This is a genomic window from Aeromonas sp. R4-3 (genome assembly GCF_040908275.1).
Taxonomy (GTDB): Bacteria; Pseudomonadota; Gammaproteobacteria; order Enterobacterales; family Aeromonadaceae; genus Aeromonas; species Aeromonas rivipollensis.
On record NZ_JBFODK010000022.1, the window covers coordinates 159,888 to 175,980 of the forward strand.

General features: G+C 62.6%; 17 protein-coding genes. 12 read left to right on the forward strand and 5 right to left on the reverse strand.

Going from position 1 to position 16,093, the window contains the following annotated elements:
- Positions 1-2 precede the first annotated feature (2 nt).
- From clpB to AB5Y91_RS06045, 4 genes are all read left to right on the forward strand, one after another.
- A complete protein-coding gene (gene clpB / locus AB5Y91_RS06030; RefSeq protein ID WP_234676341.1) occupies positions 3-2,579 on the forward strand; it encodes an ATP-dependent chaperone ClpB in 2,577 nt (858 codons plus the stop codon).
- 60 nt (positions 2,580-2,639) lie between these two features.
- Complete coding sequence (locus AB5Y91_RS06035; RefSeq protein WP_368169291.1) at positions 2,640-3,461, forward strand: MBL fold metallo-hydrolase; 822 nt, start codon at positions 2,640-2,642, stop codon at positions 3,459-3,461.
- A gap of 212 nt (positions 3,462-3,673) precedes the next feature.
- Entirely contained in the window at positions 3,674-4,297 is a 624-nt protein-coding gene (locus AB5Y91_RS06040) for a cytochrome c (protein ID WP_163137528.1), read from the forward strand.
- Positions 4,294-5,208, forward strand: a complete 915-nt coding sequence (locus AB5Y91_RS06045; protein WP_368169292.1) for a c-type cytochrome — start codon at positions 4,294-4,296, stop codon at positions 5,206-5,208. The genes AB5Y91_RS06040 and AB5Y91_RS06045 overlap by 4 nt, the downstream gene beginning before the upstream one ends.
- A gap of 272 nt (positions 5,209-5,480) precedes the next feature.
- Here AB5Y91_RS06045 and asnA read toward each other — a convergent pair whose 3' ends face one another.
- On the reverse strand, positions 5,481-6,473 hold the full coding sequence (gene asnA / locus AB5Y91_RS06050; protein ID WP_171275244.1) for an aspartate--ammonia ligase: 993 nt from the start codon (positions 6,471-6,473) through the stop codon (positions 5,481-5,483).
- A gap of 153 nt (positions 6,474-6,626) precedes the next feature.
- Here asnA and asnC point away from each other — a divergent pair, with 153 nt between their 5' ends.
- Positions 6,627-7,088 (forward strand): transcriptional regulator AsnC, encoded by a 462-nt coding sequence (gene asnC, locus AB5Y91_RS06055; RefSeq protein ID WP_106885545.1) that lies wholly within the window; start codon positions 6,627-6,629, stop codon positions 7,086-7,088.
- A gap of 197 nt (positions 7,089-7,285) precedes the next feature.
- Here asnC and AB5Y91_RS06060 read toward each other — a convergent pair whose 3' ends face one another.
- Positions 7,286-8,050, reverse strand: coding sequence for a substrate-binding periplasmic protein (locus AB5Y91_RS06060; RefSeq protein ID WP_368169293.1), 765 nt, complete (start codon positions 8,048-8,050; stop codon positions 7,286-7,288).
- A gap of 83 nt (positions 8,051-8,133) precedes the next feature.
- Between AB5Y91_RS06060 and AB5Y91_RS06065 the strand changes: the two genes are divergently transcribed.
- Entirely contained in the window at positions 8,134-8,670 is a 537-nt protein-coding gene (locus tag AB5Y91_RS06065; RefSeq protein ID WP_234568774.1) for a DUF2301 domain-containing membrane protein, read from the forward strand.
- Here the strand turns inward: AB5Y91_RS06065 and AB5Y91_RS06070 are convergent.
- A complete protein-coding gene (locus AB5Y91_RS06070; protein WP_368169294.1) occupies positions 8,667-9,071 on the reverse strand; it encodes a CBS domain-containing protein in 405 nt (134 codons plus the stop codon). The genes AB5Y91_RS06065 and AB5Y91_RS06070 overlap by 4 nt on opposite strands.
- Positions 9,072-9,200: 129 nt before the next feature.
- On the opposite strand from AB5Y91_RS06070, the gene AB5Y91_RS06075 reads away from it, so the two are divergent.
- A complete protein-coding gene (locus AB5Y91_RS06075) occupies positions 9,201-9,905 on the forward strand; it encodes an SDR family oxidoreductase (protein ID WP_368169295.1) in 705 nt (234 codons plus the stop codon).
- 71 nt (positions 9,906-9,976) lie between these two features.
- On the opposite strand, the gene folK is transcribed toward AB5Y91_RS06075, so the two are convergent.
- Positions 9,977-10,525 (reverse strand): 2-amino-4-hydroxy-6-hydroxymethyldihydropteridine diphosphokinase, encoded by a 549-nt coding sequence (gene folK, locus AB5Y91_RS06080; protein WP_139743799.1) that lies wholly within the window; start codon positions 10,523-10,525, stop codon positions 9,977-9,979.
- 125 nt (positions 10,526-10,650) lie between these two features.
- Between folK and AB5Y91_RS06085 the strand changes: the two genes are divergently transcribed.
- The 4 genes from AB5Y91_RS06085 to AB5Y91_RS06100 all read left to right on the forward strand — a co-directional run bounded on the left by AB5Y91_RS06085 (position 10,651) and on the right by AB5Y91_RS06100 (position 14,106).
- Positions 10,651-10,743, forward strand: a complete 93-nt coding sequence (locus AB5Y91_RS06085) for a YnhF family membrane protein (RefSeq protein WP_106885551.1) — start codon at positions 10,651-10,653, stop codon at positions 10,741-10,743.
- A gap of 102 nt (positions 10,744-10,845) precedes the next feature.
- On the forward strand, positions 10,846-12,246 hold the full coding sequence (locus AB5Y91_RS06090; protein WP_234676327.1) for an ATP-binding protein: 1,401 nt from the start codon (positions 10,846-10,848) through the stop codon (positions 12,244-12,246).
- 8 nt (positions 12,247-12,254) lie between these two features.
- Complete coding sequence (locus tag AB5Y91_RS06095) at positions 12,255-12,764, forward strand: hypothetical protein (protein ID WP_025328636.1); 510 nt, start codon at positions 12,255-12,257, stop codon at positions 12,762-12,764.
- Positions 12,765-12,825: 61 nt separating this feature from the next.
- The gene (locus AB5Y91_RS06100; protein ID WP_025328635.1) at positions 12,826-14,106 is read left to right on the forward strand and encodes a sigma 54-interacting transcriptional regulator; all 1,281 of its coding nucleotides are present in this window, start codon (positions 12,826-12,828) and stop codon (positions 14,104-14,106) included.
- 43 nt (positions 14,107-14,149) lie between these two features.
- Here the strand turns inward: AB5Y91_RS06100 and AB5Y91_RS06105 are convergent, their stop codons facing one another.
- Positions 14,150-14,632, reverse strand: a complete 483-nt coding sequence (locus AB5Y91_RS06105; RefSeq protein WP_106885554.1) for a DUF1097 domain-containing protein — start codon at positions 14,630-14,632, stop codon at positions 14,150-14,152.
- Between the two features lie 370 nt (positions 14,633-15,002).
- Here AB5Y91_RS06105 and msrP point away from each other — a divergent pair, with 370 nt between their 5' ends.
- Positions 15,003-16,007, forward strand: a complete 1,005-nt coding sequence (gene msrP / locus AB5Y91_RS06110; protein WP_234690739.1) for a protein-methionine-sulfoxide reductase catalytic subunit MsrP — start codon at positions 15,003-15,005, stop codon at positions 16,005-16,007.
- The last annotated feature ends 86 nt before the right edge of the window (positions 16,008-16,093 follow it).

Below are 16,093 nucleotides of genomic sequence, written 5' to 3' on the forward strand. Positions count from 1 at the left end.
CAATGCGCCTCGATCGCCTGACCAGCAAATTCCAAGTCGCTATTTCCGATGCCCAGTCTCTCGCACTGGGTCGTGACCACCAATTCATCGAACCCGTCCACCTGATGACAGCCCTGCTCAATCAGGATGGCGGCTCCATCCGCCCGCTGCTGACCCTGACCGGGATGGACATCAACGCCCTGCGCTCCCGTCTCGGCGAGGAGCTCGACCGCCTGCCCAAGGTGAGCGGCGTCGAAGGGGATGTGCAACTTTCCAACGGCCTCGGTCGTCTGCTCAACGTCTGCGACAAGCTGGCCCAACAGCGCAAGGATCAGTTCATCTCGTCCGAGCTGTTCGTGCTGGCCGCCCTCGACGAGAAGGGCAACCTGGGGGAGCTGTTGCGCGCCCAGGGTCTGACCAAGGAAAAACTCGAGCAGGCCATCGACAAGGTCCGTGGCGGCAAGAAGATCGATGATGCCAACGCCGAGGAGAACCGCCAGGCGCTGGAGAAGTACACCATAGACCTCACCGAGCGGGCCGAACTCGGCAAACTTGACCCTGTGATCGGCCGGGATGAAGAGATCCGCCGCACCATACAGGTGCTGCAGCGCCGCACCAAGAACAACCCCGTACTGATCGGTGCCCCCGGTGTGGGCAAGACCGCCATCGTCGAGGGGCTGGCCCAGCGCATCATCAATGGCGAGGTGCCGGAGGGGCTCAAGAACAAGCGGGTGTTGTCCCTCGACATGGGGGCCCTGGTGGCCGGTGCCAAGTATCGCGGCGAGTTCGAGGAGCGGCTCAAGGCGGTGCTGAGCGATCTCGCCAAGGAGGAGGGCAACGTCATCCTCTTCGTGGACGAGCTGCACACCATGGTCGGCGCCGGCAAGGGCGAGGGTGCCATGGACGCGGGCAACATGCTCAAACCAGCCTTGGCGCGCGGTGAGCTGCACTGCGTCGGTGCCACCACCCTCGACGAATATCGCCAGTACGTGGAGAAAGACGCCGCCCTGGAGCGCCGCTTCCAGAAGGTGCTGGTGGAGGAGCCCTCGGTGGAGGACACCATCGCCATACTGCGCGGCCTTAAAGAACGCTACGAGCTGCACCACCATGTGCAGATCACTGACCCCGCCATAGTCGCGGCGGCCCAGCTGTCCCACCGCTACATCGCGGATCGCCAGCTGCCTGACAAGGCCATCGATCTCATCGACGAGGCGGCGGCCAGCATCCGGCTGCAGATCGACTCCAAGCCCGAGTCTCTGGACCGGCTGGAGCGGCGCATCATACAGCTCAAGCTGGAGCAGCAGGCGCTGATGAAGGAGGACGACGACGCCAGTCGCAAGCGCCTCGATCTGCTCAACCATGAGCTGACCGAGAAGGAGCGGGAATACAACGAACTGGAAGAGGTGTGGAAGGCCGAGAAGGCCGCCCTTGCCGGTACCCAGCACATCAAGGCTGCGCTGGAGCAGGCCCGTCAGGATCTCGAGGTGGCCCGCCGGGCCGGGGATCTCGGCCGCATGTCCGAGCTGCAATACGGCCGCATCCCCGAGCTGGAGAAACAGCTGGATCTCGCCACCCAGGCGGAGATGCAGGAGACCAGCCTGCTGCGCAACAGAGTCACCGACGTGGAGATCGCAGACGTCCTGGCGCGCTGGACCGGCATTCCGGTGGCGCGGATGCTGGAAGGGGAGCGGGACAAGCTGCTGCGGATGGAAGAGCAACTGCACAGCCGGGTGATCGGCCAGGAAGAGGCGGTGGACGCCGTCTCCAACGCCATCCGTCGCTCCCGCGCCGGGCTGTCCGATCCGAACCGCCCCATCGGCTCCTTCCTGTTCCTCGGGCCGACCGGGGTGGGCAAGACAGAGCTGTGCAAGGCGCTGGCCGAGTTCCTGTTCGATACCCAGGACGCCATGGTGCGCATCGACATGTCCGAGTTCATGGAGAAGCACAGCGTGGCACGGCTGGTGGGGGCGCCTCCCGGCTACGTGGGCTACGAGGAGGGGGGTTATCTCACCGAGGCGGTACGCCGTCGCCCCTACTCTGTGATCCTGCTGGACGAGGTGGAGAAGGCGCACCCGGATGTGTTCAACATTCTGTTGCAGGTGCTGGACGACGGTCGCCTGACCGATGGTCAGGGCCGCACCGTCGATTTCCGCAATACCGTGGTGATCATGACCTCCAACCTCGGCTCGGATCTCATCCAGGAGCACTACGCCGAGAAGGACTATGAGGAGATGAAGGCCCTGCTGATGGAGCTGCTGACCCGCAGCTTCCGCCCGGAGTTCATCAACCGGATCGACGAGACTGTGGTGTTCCACCCGCTGGACGAGGATCACATCAAGTCCATCGCCCGGATCCAGCTCAAGAGCCTGATGGGCCGTCTGGAGTCTCAGGGCTTCGAGGTGGAGGTGAGCGAGGAGCTGCTGACCAAGCTGGTTCACGCCGGTTTCGATCCCGTCTACGGGGCGCGCCCCCTCAAGCGGGCAATCCAGCAGAAGGTGGAGAACCCGCTGGCCCAGGCGCTGCTCAGCGGCCGGGTCATCCCGGGCAAGAAGTTGCTGCTGGGTGCCGACAGCAACGGGCTCACCATGAGCCAGCCATGATGGTGTCATCGATGAAAAACGCAGGCCTTGTGCCTGCGTTTTGTTTTCAGGGTGATTGAGATGCTGAAGTTTTCCGTCTTGGTGGATGATGATGTTCATCTACCCGGCTGCCTGCCTGAAAAGGGACTGTCGTTGTTGTTGGAGTGCGATGGCCTCAGGGTGCTGTTCGACAGCGGTCGGGGCCGGGCGCTGCGCCACAATGCCGAGGTGATGGGGGTCGATCTCGGCTCCCTCACCCAGGTGGTGCTGTCCCACGGTCATTACGACCATGTGGGCGGCATCGGCTCCCTGCCCCTATATCCCGATCCCATCCCGTTGATCGCCTGTCCGGATGTGTTCAATGAGCGGGGCTACTTCCTGCCGTTGCTGCCCCGACGCTACAACCTCTACCGCCTCTCGGGGGATCTGGATCCGCAACAATTGGCGACGAGAGGGCTGATCCCTCACTGTTCGGCCGAGCCGGTCTGGCTGTCCGAGCGACTGGTGTTCCTGGGATCCATACTGCGACGGGATCGGGCCAAACCCTCCTTGCTTGGTTACATGGTGCGGGGCGGGCGAGTGGAGAAGGATCTTATCAGCGACGACTCGGCGCTGGCCTACAAGAGCGAGCAGGGTCTGATTGTCTTCATCGGCTGCGGCCACTCCGGGGTCGAAAACATCGTCCAGTGGGCCAAGGAGGTGTGTGGCGACGAGCGGGTGCATGCCGTCATAGGTGGCTTGCACCTGAAGTTTTCCGGCCCGCAACGGGCAGAGGCGCTGGGGTCGTATTTGCAAGGGGAAGGGGTCGGCCGCCTTTTTGCCTGCCACTGTACCGGCAAGCGGAAGGTGGGGCTGCCAAGGCAAACCCAGATAGGGGCGGGCTTTGAACATGTGTTCCCGTGAGCCTGAGCGAGGTGGGAAGCTAGCCCAACCAGCACCACGGCGCTGGCGATGAGGCCATCGACCAGAACCACGCCAGCCCTAGGGCTGGCGTTTTTTATTGTCGCAGCGTGTTGGCGTTAACATGGCGATAACTATTGGTCATCGAATTGTAGTGATAGGCTTCATACCATTAATGACGCCATTGTCATTGTCAGGAGAGGGAGCCTTTGCCGATGAGAACACGATTTTCGCTCATGTTGCTGTGCAGCAGCCTGGTGCCCCTGGCGGTGCAGGGGGAGCAAGCAACCCAGGATGTACCCCAGATCTGCGCCACCTGCCACGGGATGAACGGCGTGCCCAAGGAGTCGAACATCCCCAATCTCTGGGGACAGTCGGAGGCCTACCTGACCGAGCAACTGCGTGCCTTTCGCAGCGGCAAACGGGTCAGCGATTTCATGAATCCCATCATCTACCAGTTGAGCGACGAGCAGATAGCCCGGGCGGCCAGCCATTTTGCCGGCCAGGCTGCCGCCAGGGAGGTGAGCCTGCACTGGAGCGGCGACAAGTGGCCCGGGGACATGGAGACGGGGGAGCGGCTGGCCCTGGCCGGCAAACCTGAGCGTAATCTGCCGGCCTGCGTGGCTTGCCATGGCCCGAGTGGCGTCGGCGTCATGCCCCTGTTTCCCCGTCTCGCCGGTCAGGATCCCGCCTACCTCAAGCGGCAGTTGATCTACTGGAAGGCCGACAAGCGCCCGCTTGGCGCCATGGGCTCCATGCCTGCCATCGCCAAGTCGCTCAGCGAGGCGGAAATGGACGCCGTGGCCAACTACTTCGCGGCGCAGGGGGTGGCGAAATGAAGCATACATATCTGATGGTCTGCCTGCTGGCCGGTCTGGCTCATGGGGCAGCGTTCGAGGATCAGTTCAGCGTCCCGCTCGGGGAGAAGGCACCCGATGGCAACTACCACAAGGTGCCCGACTGGTCTGCCGTGCCGGAGGGGGAGATGGGTGCGGCCATCAAGCGTGGCTACAGCCTGTTCGTCAACACCCAGCAGCTCAAGGGGCAGGGCCAGCCGGGGAACGGCTTGCAGTGCAGCAACTGCCACCTGGGGGCCGGCATCATTGCCGGTGCCAGTCCGATGTGGGGGGCCTATCCGGCCTACCCCGCCTATCGCAAGAAGAACAACAAGGTGAACACCTATGAGGATCGGCTGCAAGGCTGCTTCCTCTATTCGATGAATGCCAGAGAGGGCCAGCCCCCCGCCTATGACAGTCAGGCGATCCGGGATCTGGTGGCCTACTCCTACTGGCTGGCGAGCGCTGCCCCCATCAGCGACAAGCTGCCCGGGCGCAACTTCTTCACCATCGCCACCCCTCCCCAGGCCCCCGATTTCAAGCGGGGCCAGAGCGTCTATGCCGAGCGCTGTGCCGATTGCCACGGCGGTGAGGGGGAGGGCAAGAAGGTGGCGGATCGCTACGTCTTCCCGCCCCTGTGGGGCAAGGAGAGCTACAACTGGGGCGCGGGCATGCACGGCATCGACAAGGCGGCCGCCTTCATCAAGAGCAACATGCCGCTCTCCCAGGGGGGGAGTCTGAGCGATCAGCAGGCCTGGGATGTCTCCCTGTACATCAACAGCCACGAGCGTCCTCAGGATCCCAGGTTCAAGGGGGATCTCGGCCAGACCACCAAGGCGTTCCATGGCACCTACTCCCAGTACGGCTTGCCTTCCCCGGTGGATGGCCACCTGCTGGGCAGCAAGGCGTATTGAGGGCCGAGGCAGGACTGCAGAGGGGCTCAGGCCCCTTTTTTCATGGGCCGCTCGGGTGCAGGCAAAAAAAACGGCAATCCAAAGATTGCCGGGAGGAATGTATTCGATGCGACCTTGCGTGGGTTGAACGGGTCGCAGGGGCAAGCCCCGGTTTCGCAGAGGGTCATCCTGGATGACCCTCTCCTTACAGCCTGTCCGGACTGCGCTCTTTCAGTCCGCACCGCCACACACCTTCGGCATCCGGCATGGGTTGCCGGATGCCATCAATCTGCTTACAGCATGCCCGGGATGGCAGCCTTCATCTCGGATGGCCAGACACCGACTTGTACCTGACCTATATGCTCTTTTTGCAGCAACAGCATGGCCAGACGGGATTGGCCTATGCCGCCGCCTATGGTTTGCGGCATCCGCTCGGCCAGCAGATCCTGGTGCCAGTCGTACTGCAGGCGATCCTCGTCCCCTGTGATGGCGAGTTGGCGGCGCAGGGCCTCGGCGTCCACCCGGATCCCCATGGAGGAGATCTCGAAGCTGTCTTCCAGCACAGGGTTCCACACCAGGATGTCGCCGTTCAGACCGGCCAGGCCCAGTTCGCTCTCGCTGCTCCAGTCGTCATAGTCAGGGGCGCGCACGTCGTGACGCTCACCGTGGGAGAGGGCACCGCCGATGCCGATGAGGAAGACGGCTCCCAGCTCCTTGGCGATGGCCCGCTCGCGCCCCTTGGCATCGAGGTCCGGGTAACGGGTCAGCAGCTCTTCGCTGTGCAGGAACTGGATCTCGCTTGGCAGGAAGGGGGTCAGCTCGTGCTCGGCGCAGACAGCGCGCTCTGTGGCCTTGATGGCGGCCCAGATGCCGCGCACCGTCTCCTGCAGATAGGCGAGATCCCGGCGCTCGCTTGGCATCACCTTCTCCCAGTCCCACTGATCCACATAGACGGAGTGGATGGGGGTGAGTCTGTCTTCGTCCGGACGCAAGGCCTTCATGTGGGTGTATATGCCTTCACCCGGGCCGAAGCCGAAGCGACCCAGGGTATGGCGCTTCCACTTGGCCAGGGAGTGCACCACCTCGTAGCTGTGTTCGGGCAGCGTCTTCACCTTCACTTGCACCGCATTCTCGTGGCCGGAGAGGTTGTCCTGAGTGCCATCACCGACCCGGCTCAGAATGGGGGCTTGCACCTCCATCAGACCCAGTTGCTGGGCGAGCTGGCGGGAGAACATCTCTTTGACGAAGCTGATCTGTTGTTGGCTGCGAATGTAGTGCTGTTTCATGGGAAATACCTGTTTCAAACCCGTTGGATGTGGCGATTCTTCAACAGATTTCGCACAAAATTCAATATTCGATAATAGAAATAGGCTTTACGCATTTTTTTGTTCAAAATATCCGGGTGTTTGCTGAGAGATCGTCAACGGGAGTGCAAAAAAGTGTCGGAAAATTATCGGATCGATAATCTCGATCAGGCCATCCTCACCGCCCTGATGGAGAATGCGCGGCTTCCCTATGCGGAGCTGGCCAAACAGCTGGCGGTCAGCCCGGGCACCATTCATGTGCGGGTGGAGAAGATGAAGCAGGCGGGGATCATAGAGGGGACCCGGGTGCAGGTGAATGCCAAGAAGCTGGGTTACGACGTCTGCTGCTTTATCGGCATCAACCTCAAGAGCGCCAAGGATTACCCCTCGGCTCTGGCCAAGTTGCAAGCGCTGGACGAGGTGGTGGAGGCCTATTACACCACTGGCCACTACAGCATCTTCATGAAGGTGATGACCCGCTCCATCGACGAGTTGCAGACTGTGCTGATCCACAAGATCCAGACCATAGACGAGATCCAGTCCACCGAAACACTGATCTCGCTGCAGAACCCGATATTGAGAGATGTGAAACCCTGAGGGGGCAGTGCATGGAGGGCAGTGCGAGATCCATGCCCCATGCGAAACCCTGATCTCGCTGCAAAATCCCATCCTGAGAGATGTGAAACCCTGAGGGGGCAGTGCATGGAGGGTAGTACGAGATCCATGCCCCATGCGAAACGCTCATTTCGTTGCAGAACCCGATATTGAGAGACGTGAAGCCCTGATCCTAGGGATCAGGGCTCGAGATAGGGGATGCCGTATTTGTCGTAGAGGGCCTTGAGGCGGCCGTCATGCTTCATGTGCAGCAGTTCGGCGTCATAGGCCGCCATCAGGGCCGGGGTGTCGGCATCGGCCCGGGAGCGGGTCCAGACATTGAAGTAGGGACTGGTCTTGAGGGGTTTTGGCAGGTAGCCGAGCCTGCCCTCCAGCCCCTCTTCCCTTATCTGGGTGAAGGCGGTGACCAGGGACATGGGGACCAGATCGATGCGCCCGGCGATCAGCTTGCGCAGTTGCAGCTGGTTGATGGGGATCGCCTGGAAGCGATAGGCAGGATCGGCCATGGCCGCCGCCAGCTCGGGAGTGTAGGAGAAGTCCTTGGTGACACCTATGCGCCAGGGCTTGAGATCGGCCAGGGTCTGGTAGTGGATCTTGCTCATGTCGGCCTTGCGCACGAAGAAGTGCCAGCTGTGGCGGATATGGGCCTGTTTGGGGTAGAGCAGGTAGCGCGTTCGCTCCGGCTTGTAGGAGTGGCTCAGCAGCAGGTCATAGACGCCGCCCTCGGCGTTGCGGGTGAGTCTGGCACCGGAATCGAGCAGCTCTATTTTGATGGGGATCTGGAGGACGCCAAAGATGGTGGTGACCAGATCCACATCCAGCCCCCGTGGCTGTCCTGTCTCATCCAGCCACTTCAGGGGGGGCTCAAGAAGGCCGCCAATGACCAGCTCCTTGGCCGACAGCCAGCAGGGCAGCAGCAAGCAGAGCACGAGCAAGATTCGCAAATCACATCTCCTGAACACTCGGGGCTGGTTTATGCGCAACGGGGTATAGTGACCGGCAGATACCTCAATAGAGACGACCCCGGATGGCAAACCCTGAAGTAGAAAGCGAACTGGATGGCATCGACAGGCTCTCTGTCTGTCTCTATCGTCTCGGTCTGAGTCTGACAGCTTTGCTGCTGTTGTGTCGAGGGGTTGGCTTGCTGGGAGGACCGGTGCCCTTGTCCCCCGCCGTCTGGCTGACCATGCTGGTGGTGGCCAGCGGCCTGTGTGGGTTCTGCCTGCACATTTATGACAAACGGGTCCGGTTTCTCCTGCAGGGGCTGGCCTGGGGCGGATTGATGCTGGCCGCCTGCGGCGCTCCCGCCCTTCTGGTGCTGGGGGCGGCCCTGGCCACCCTCAGTGGCCTGGCGTTCAAGGAGCAGTTCTGCTTCGCCATCCCGGGTATCAGGCTCTTGCCTCTGTTGTTACCCCTGCTATGGCTGCTGGAGTGGACCCGCTTCGCCTGGGCCACGGCCCTGGTTGCCCTGGTGAGCGGCTTGCTGCTCGGCCTGCTCAGTCTGGCCAAGTGGCGCATGCCCCTGCATTTCGATATCGGCGATCGGAGACGCTACCAGCTCTAGGTGGCCTGGCACTGCTTCATCTGCGCGTTGAGGGCCTGCATCACCTGCCGGCGGTTGATGATGCCGACCACCTTGCCCCCTTCCAGCACCGGATAGACCTTGGGCCTAGCCCCCGTCATCTGGCGGGCGAGATCCAGGATGCTGTCGTCCGGGCTGACGAACAGCGGGGTGTGGCTCATCAGATCCTCCACCCGGGTGCGGCTGTCGCAGTGATAGCTGCCGGTGAGCAGGCTGGGGATGCAGTCCTGCTCGGAGAGAAATCCGATCAGTCGTTTCTGATCGTCCAGCACCGGCAGGCCGCTCGCATCGGCCTGATGGAGTCTGTCGAGGGCCTCAGCCAGGCCGAGTTGCGGGCTGAGGGAGTGGGTCAGGCGGCTCATGTGATTGCGGATCTGCAGCATCTGGATGGCTCCAAAAGGGTTAAAGTGGTGTCACTATGTCCCCTGGACGGCGGACGGGGCCAATGGCTTGTGCCGTGGAGATTGATAGGCAGGGCCCCGGGTCGGCAAGCACTGACAAAAGGAGAGGTTATGCGTGCATTGGTAACGGGCTGCGGCCGTCGGCTGGGATTCTACCTGTGTGAACAGCTGGTGGCAGCGGGCTGGCAGGTGACGGGCAGCTATCGCAGCGAGCGGCCCGAGCTGGCCCGATTGCGGGCACTGGGGGTAGAGCTGGTGCAGGCGGATTTCGCCCTGGAAGGGGAGGTGGCCCGCCTTGTCACTGCGCTGGGTGCCCATGACGATCTGGCGTTGATCATCCACAACGCCTCCGCCTTCGAGCCACAGGCGGCGGATCCTGCGGCACAGCTGGCGCAGTTTGAGCAGTTCTACCGGGTACATATGGCGGCGCCATTTCAGCTGAATCGCGCGCTGGCACCCAAGCTGGCAGGCAATCCCAACGCCAGCATCATCCACATCACCGACATCTATATTCACGCCCCGGCGCCCCAGTTCGCCGCCTATGTGGCCACCAAGGCCGGGGCGCATTCGCTGGCCATGAGCTTTGCCCGGGAGCTGGCGCCCGCGGTGCGGGTCAACACCATAGAGCCCGGCCCCATACTGTTCCTCGATGAACATGGGGACGCCTGGCGACAGCAGGTGCTGGCCCGGACGCCGCTGGCGAGGGAGGGGGGGCTGGAGCCCATCTGGCAGGCAGTCAGGCTCTTGATGACAAACGACTATATGACGGGGGCCAGCATCCGGGTGGACGGTGGCCGGGCCCTCGCCGTCATCTAGACGTCATGAGGGGCTATGGAGCTGGAGGTGGCGGTAGCCTGATCGGGCGTTCGCCGCCCTGTGCCGGGCGCCTAGTTGGGCCGAATGCTTGCCTGATGGGCAGGCAGGTCCGGGTGCACGGCGGGCAACTCCTGACGCTGTTCGGCAGCTTGGCGCAGGGCGACGGGCTGCTGGCCGAAGCTCTGCTGCGCAAACACCTTGCTGGTCTGCAGACGCAGCGCCACCTTGTGGGCGCCGACCCGTCCCCCCTCATACATCTCGGCCAGCAGATCCCTGAGATAGGCATCCACCCCGACCCCGGCGAAGGCATCCCTCTCATGGCTGGCCAGGATGTCGATGTCGAGGGGCCTGTCAGTCACCTTGCACAGGGGATTGCCGCGATCCCGCCCATGGGCCAGCTCCATGGTGACGAATTCGGCTTTCAGCTGGGCGGCGGAGAGCTCGCTCTGGACGACGAACAGGCAGTTGAGAAAGTCATGGCGCGACTGCATCCCCACCGGTTTGGTCTGGATCACCGAGCTCAGACGCAGCTGACCGAAGCGCGCCAGCAGCTCTTCCACGGCCTGGCTGACATGCTGGGCAGGGTCGAGATTGGATCCAATGCTGCAGAGGTAAAACATGGTTGCCATTCCTTGGGTTGGGCTCGTCTGAAATATATACGCAGCTCACGGTTATCGGATTCACTATGAATTAACATGTCGTTATCTGTTGTGATCCAACTCTGATTGGCAGAAAGGAGGTTCATATGAGTGTGGAGATGAAGTGGGCGCTGTTGACCGCCTCAGGTGCCCTGGCAGTGATCCTGATAATCTGCCTGGCGTCCGTCGGTCTGGCGTGAATCCTGACCCCGAGTGCAACCAAACCGGCCCCCTGGCCGGTTTTGCTTTTTCATGGAGTGCGGATATGCTGGCCCACCCATGAAGAATCGAGACAGCAGAAGATGACCAAGGTTCGGCCCCGTTCCCTGCTCCAGGTGGTATTGATGGGCTTCGTGCTGGTGCTGATGCCCCTGGGGGGCATGATCTGGCACGACAGCCAGGCGCTCTCCCATCTGGGTCAGCTGACCAGCGACGAGATGGAGCGGGCGGTGCGGGATACCCGCCGGGCGACCCTGCTCACCACCCAGGCCATCGATCTGGAGCGCACCTTGCGCCGCTATGCGGTGCTGGGGGACGAACGCATCCTCGGCAGTTATCAGCAGCAGCTGGCCCGCTATCGCGAGCTGCTCGCCACTCACCGGCAATCCATCCCGGATGCCGCCGCCTACACAGATCTCGAGGCCATCCTGGCCTGGCTGGATGGCTTGCAGGATCTGCGCAAGGCCAGACAGGAAGCGACCAGCCCCAACTTCACCCAGTTCAACGAGCTCAACCAGCAACTGGAAGTGGTCACCCGCAGCCAGGTCGATGAGCATGTGGCGGGGATGCGGGCAGCCATCGCCGAGCTGCGGAAGGAGATCTGGTGGGTGAGCGGCTTCGTGGCGGGGCTCAGCCTGTTGCTGGTGCTGCTGTTTACCTACCTCATCATCCACCCCGTGCGTCAGATTGAGTCGCGGATCCTGAGCCTGGGAGCCGGTGTCGAGCCGGACAAACGCCCGGTGGATGGCCCCGCCGAACTGGTGCTGCTGGGAGAGCGGATCGGCTGGTTGCACGACAAGCTCAAGGAGCTGGAACAGCAGAAGTACCAGTTCCTGCGCCATGTATCCCACGAGCTGAAGACGCCCCTCGCCGTGCTGCGGGAGGGGGCGGATCTGCTCTCCGAACAGCTGGTGGGGCCGCTCAACGGGGATCAGCAGGAGATCTGCCAGATGCTGGAGGAGAACAGCCGCCGGTTGCAGACCCTGATCGAGCGCCTGCTCGACTTCAACCGCCTCAGCCAGCAGGAGGTGTTCAGCCTGACGGCGGTGCCGCTGGCTCCCTTGTTGTCAGAATTGTCTGCGGAGTACCGGCTGGCGCTGGAATCCAAACAAATCAGTGTACACTTGCCGCCCGAGCCCATCAGCCTGCAAGCCGAGCCTTATCGTCTGCGACTCATCCTCGACAACCTGTTTTCCAACGCGGTCAGTTATGGCGCCAGGGGTGGCCAGATCTGGATCCGTGCCGGCCAGGATGCCAACGGCAGCTGGCTGGAGGTCGCCAACGAAGGGCCCGTCATCCCGCCAAACGAGCGGGAGCGGATCTTCGAGCCCTTCGAGCAGGGCAGCATAGTGCGCCAGGGGTTGTTGAAAGGATCCGGGATGGGCCTCTCCATTGCCCGCGAGTCGGCGATGAGTCTGGGGGGCGAGCTTAAATTAATTGAGGATAAACAGGCTGATGTCTGTTTCCGGTTGGATCTTAAGTGAAATTCAAGATGAAACGATTCGTTGTACCCGTATTGATGATAAGCCTGCTCTCAGGCTGCTCCCTGCTGCCATCGCGCAGCCTGACCGAGCCCTCGGAGCAGGTCCTCGCCAAGCGGATGGAGTTCGCGAACAAAGAGATGCAGGTGCGCCTGCAATACTCGGACTGGCTGCTGGCCAGCCGCCCCCAGCAGCGGGCGCAGGAGCGCGAGCGGCTGGCCGGTGCCACCGATCTCGAGAGCCGGGTCAGCCTGGCCATGGTCAACACCCATCCGTCCGAGTCGGTGGCGAGCCGCCGGGCCGGGCTGGATCGGCTCAAGGCCCTGCTGCCCGAGCTCGGCCTGGATGCCCAGGCCTTCCTGCGCAGCTGGATAGCGCTCGGCGAGGAGCTGCTGGCCCGTGACAGTCGCCGCGACGATCAGAGCCAGGAGGTGCAGCGTCTGCGCCGCCAGATAGAGCAGCTCTCCGCCATCGACGAACAGCTCAACCAGCGCAAGCTCAATGGGGGCGCCCAGCCATGAAGCGCCGAGGGCGTGCAAGGCGGGGAACCACAACAGATCTTCAGGGTAAAGGGGTGAGAGCATGAGTCGCATTCTGCTGGTGGACGACGATGCCAGCCTGCTCAAGCTGATGAGCATGCGCCTGCGCAGTCAGGGTTACGAGGTGGATACCGCCGACAGCGCCGAGGGGGCGCTGGACAGGTTGCGTCAGCAGCGGGCCGATCTGGTGCTGAGCGACCTGCGGATGGGGGGCATGGACGGACTGGCGCTGTTCGAGCGGATCCAGGCCCAGTGGCTCGGCATGCCGGTCATCATCATGACCGCCCACGGCACCATCCCGGACGCCATTCAGGCGACCCGTTCCGGGGTGTTCAGCTTTCTCACCAAGCCCATCGACAAGGACGAGCTGCTGGTCACCATAGAGCACGCCCTGAGCCTGACTCGCCCGAAACAGCAGCATGAGTGGCAGTCCCTCATCCAGACCCGCAATCCCCAGATGGAGCAGTTGCTGATCCAGGCGAGCAGCGTGGCCACCATGGAGGTGCCCGTGCTGATCCTGGGGCCTTCGGGCTCCGGCAAGGGGGTGATGACCCAGGCGCTGCATCAGGCAAGCCGTCGTCGTGACCAGCCACTGCACACCATCAATTGTGCCGCGCTGCCCTGGCCTGTGCTGGACTTGCAGCTGTTTGGCGAGGATGGACAGTCCGGCCTGTTCGAGCAGGCCAAGGGGGCGACCCTCTTCCTCGACGAGATAGGGAATCTGTCGGAGTCGTTGCAGGCCAAGTTGCTGCAGGTGCTGGCGGAATATGGTCAGGGCACCCCCGAGGTGCGGGTCATCAGCTCCAGCCATCAGGATCTGGTGACCGCCATGGAGGAGGGGCGTTTTCGGGAGGATCTCTTCTACCGCCTCAACGTGGCCAACATCACCTTGCCGCCCCTCAGCGCCCGCAGCGAGGACATCCCCCTGCTGGCGCGCCAGGCGCTGGACGACTATCGCAGTCGCCACGACAACTGCGCCGCCCTCGGCTTCTCGCCGGAGGCGCTGGCCCTGCTGGCGGCGGCGGCCTGGCCCGGCAACGTCCGTCAGCTCTACGGAGTGGTGGAACAGCTCGCCAGCCTCTGTTGCAGCCCTGTGATAGGCGCCGCCATGGTGGAATCTGCCCTGAGCGGTGGCGTCGGCGGCATTCCCTCGTTCAACGAGGCGCGCGCCGAGTTCGAGAAGGAGTATCTGATCCGCCTGCTGCGCACCACCGAAGGGAATGTGACCCTGGCGGCCAACATGGCGGGAAGAAACCGCACCGATTTCTACAAGTTATTGAATCGGCACGGTATCGAGGCGGCAAACTTCAAATCGAAGGGATAAGCGAGGCGGGAGCGGCCGGTCAGCGACGGGCCGCTCCCCTTGTTCAGGCCGGATCGACCGCGCTGTTCGCGGCCTGGGCCTTCCGGGTTTTGTCGGAGAGCCAGAGGCCGCTCGCCTTCATCAGATAGCCAAAGAGCGCCCCTATCACCAAGGATGGCAGGATAAGCCGCCACTCCCCCGCCGCCCCGAAGGTGGCGCAGCAACCGGCGAAGGTGCCGGGAATGTAGCCAAGCCACTGCTGCTTGGCCTGCACGCACATCAGGGTCGCCACCACACCCGTCATCAGATAGCCCGCCATGCCAGCCCCCCACCAGCCTTCGCCGTGGATCAGCAGCAGTGCCCACAGCATGCCGGTGGCATTGCACAGCAGGGTCTGCAGCAGCGCCTTGTAACCGCCGCTCGAGGCGAAATAGCTGGTACAACCGAGGAAGCCGACCCAGGAGATGAGGCCGAGGGCGGCGGCCAGTCCACCCCAGACGGCGGAGAGGATCCCGGTCGTGATGGCGATGGCGATCAATGGGCTCATGACATGACTCTCAGTGGTTGAATTCGGAAAAGGAGGCAGCCTACCCTTCGGCGAGGGGGCGGCAAGCAGGGGCCGGATTGTGTGTGATCTTCGTCACTCTTTTCAACTCGGGAATACGCTTGCGCTCGCGAAAAAAATTCATTGGAGGCGTTCTTGGCCTTCGACCATAGTTAGAGGCCCTGTCCTGCTCATGGAGTGAGTCTGATGGCGCCAAACGTGATAGTCCCCCTGCTGGTATTCATTCTGCTGTTCCTGGTCGGCACCATGGCCAAGGCGCTGCCGCTTTACCAGCCCATGTAAATTTGTGTGAAATAAAACTCGGCCGGGGCGGGTCTTATGGTTGTCAGCCTCATCGCCCCGGGAGTTTTCCATGTTGATCAAGCGCCGTTCCTCTCATCACCTCACCGAACAGGATGTCACGCCGGAAGCCGTCTATCAGGATCGCCGCCTCATCCTGAAAGGGCTGGGACTGAGTGCCGCCACCCTGGCATTTCCCACCCAGGCCAGCCTGCTGGATCTCTTCTCCGCCGAGGAGTCGACCCCGGCACCTGCCACCAAACCACTCAATTACAAGGCTGCGACCCGGCAGGACGGATTGACCCTGACGCCGCTGGAGAAGGCCACCAGTCACAACAACTTCTACGAGCTCGGCACCGACAAGGGGGATCCGGCCCGCAACGCCCACTACCTCAAACCCGAGCCCTGGACGCTCAAGGTCGAGGGGGAGGTGGCCAAACCCTTCACCCTGGATGTGTGGGATCTCATCAACAAGAGCACCCTGGAGGAGCGGATCTACCGGCTGCGCTGCGTGGAGGCCTGGTCCATGGTGCTGCCCTGGAGCGGCATTCCGCTGGCGGATCTGATCCGCCGGGCCGAGCCCAACAGTCGCGCCAAGTTCGTGGCGTTCGAGACCCTCTATGATCCCGAGCAGTTGCCGGGACAGGCCTCCCGCTCCCTCGGCGGCGGCATCGACTACCCCTATGTGGAGGGCTTGCGCCTCGACGAGGCGATGAACTCGCTCTCCTTCCTGGCGATGGGGCTCTACGGCAAGACGCTGCCCGCCCAGAACGGGGCACCCATCCGGCTGGTGGTGCCCTGGAAGTACGGCTTCAAGAGCATCAAGAGCATAGTCTCCATCCGCCTGGTGGAGGAGATGCCTCCCACCACCTGGAACCTGCTGGCACCGAACGAATATGGTTTCTATGCCAACGTCAATCCCGAAGTGGATCACCCGCGCTGGAGCCAGGCCAGCGAGCGCTTCATCGGCGAGGGGGGCATCTTCGGCGCCAAGCGCCAGCCGACCCTGATGTTCAACGGCTATGGCGACGAGGTGGCCTCCCTCTATCAGGGGATGGATCTGCGCAAATGGTATTGAAACTGACGCTCTGCCCGAATGGTGTCTTGCCCCCTTCTCCCCTTGTGGGAGAAGGGTTGGGGATGAGGGGTGGGAAAAACATAACG

Excerpts from the sequence above, each read along its gene's own strand:
- AB5Y91_RS06085 (WP_106885551.1), top strand. The coding sequence starts at position 10,651 with ATGAGTGTGGAGATGAAGTGGGCGCTGTTGACCGCCTCAGGTGCCCTG.
- AB5Y91_RS06040 (WP_163137528.1), top strand. The coding sequence starts at position 3,674 with ATGAGAACACGATTTTCGCTCATGTTGCTGTGCAGCAGCCTGGTGCCC.
- AB5Y91_RS06035 (WP_368169291.1), top strand. The coding sequence starts at position 2,640 with ATGCTGAAGTTTTCCGTCTTGGTGGATGATGATGTTCATCTACCCGGC.
- AB5Y91_RS06105 (WP_106885554.1), bottom strand. The coding sequence starts at position 14,632 with ATGAGCCCATTGATCGCCATCGCCATCACGACCGGGATCCTCTCCGCC.
- folK (WP_139743799.1), bottom strand. The coding sequence starts at position 10,525 with ATGTTTTACCTCTGCAGCATTGGATCCAATCTCGACCCTGCCCAGCAT.
- msrP (WP_234690739.1), top strand. The coding sequence starts at position 15,003 with ATGTTGATCAAGCGCCGTTCCTCTCATCACCTCACCGAACAGGATGTC.
- AB5Y91_RS06075 (WP_368169295.1), top strand. The coding sequence starts at position 9,201 with ATGCGTGCATTGGTAACGGGCTGCGGCCGTCGGCTGGGATTCTACCTG.
- AB5Y91_RS06070 (WP_368169294.1), bottom strand. The coding sequence starts at position 9,071 with ATGCTGCAGATCCGCAATCACATGAGCCGCCTGACCCACTCCCTCAGC.
- AB5Y91_RS06045 (WP_368169292.1), top strand. The coding sequence starts at position 4,294 with ATGAAGCATACATATCTGATGGTCTGCCTGCTGGCCGGTCTGGCTCAT.
- clpB (WP_234676341.1), top strand. The coding sequence starts at position 3 with ATGCGCCTCGATCGCCTGACCAGCAAATTCCAAGTCGCTATTTCCGAT.
- asnA (WP_171275244.1), bottom strand. The coding sequence starts at position 6,473 with ATGAAACAGCACTACATTCGCAGCCAACAACAGATCAGCTTCGTCAAA.
- AB5Y91_RS06065 (WP_234568774.1), top strand. The coding sequence starts at position 8,134 with ATGGCAAACCCTGAAGTAGAAAGCGAACTGGATGGCATCGACAGGCTC.
- AB5Y91_RS06100 (WP_025328635.1), top strand. The coding sequence starts at position 12,826 with ATGAGTCGCATTCTGCTGGTGGACGACGATGCCAGCCTGCTCAAGCTG.
- AB5Y91_RS06095 (WP_025328636.1), top strand. The coding sequence starts at position 12,255 with ATGAAACGATTCGTTGTACCCGTATTGATGATAAGCCTGCTCTCAGGC.
- AB5Y91_RS06090 (WP_234676327.1), top strand. The coding sequence starts at position 10,846 with ATGACCAAGGTTCGGCCCCGTTCCCTGCTCCAGGTGGTATTGATGGGC.